Source organism: Prevotella sp. CAG:592 (assembly GCF_000436015.1).
Classification (GTDB): Bacteria; Bacteroidota; Bacteroidia; order Bacteroidales; family Bacteroidaceae; genus Prevotella; species Prevotella pectinovora.
On the sequence record NZ_FR892602.1, the window covers coordinates 13,603 to 14,176 of the forward strand.

1 pseudogene (cut by a window edge) is annotated in these 574 nt (G+C 52.1%); it reads right to left on the reverse strand.

The features are described 5' to 3' along the window. Window positions 1–446: pseudogene (locus QVO99_RS08065) on the reverse strand (MFS transporter); it reaches 750 nt to the left of the window's first position. Window positions 447–574: the final 128 nt, after the last annotated feature.

A 574-nucleotide genomic window follows, 5' to 3' on the forward strand; every position in this document is an offset into this window, starting at 1 on the left:
AACAGCGGTCCGACGGCCGACCCGCCGTTGCCGCCCACCTGGAAGATAGACTGCGCAAGACTTTTCTTGCCTCCCGATGCCATCTGCGCCACTCGGGAGGCTTCGGGATGGAATACAGTGGAGCCGAAGCCGATGACGCTCACCGCGAGGATGATCATCCAGAAATTGCCGGCAAAGGCAAGCAGGAGGAGTCCGGCCAGTGTGAAGCACATGCCCAGCGAGAGGGCATAAGGCCGCGGATGGCGGTCGGCATAGAGCCCGGTGAAGGGCTGCAGGATGGATGACGCCAACTGGAACACGAAGGTGATGAGTCCGATCTGGGCGAACGAAAGCGAGAAATCTTCTTTTATCATCGGATATATCGATGGTACCACCGACTGTATCATGTCGTTGAGGAAATGGGATATGCTTATAATTATAAGTATGGCATAGGCTGTGCCCTGCATAGCCTTCGTGTTGTCAGCATTACCGCCTGACGTTGATGTTGATGTAATAGTTCCTTTATCGTCCATCTTATCCTTTTCCATTTCTTTTTAATTTGATTGATATGCTGAGGTGCAGCTTATCTTATGCA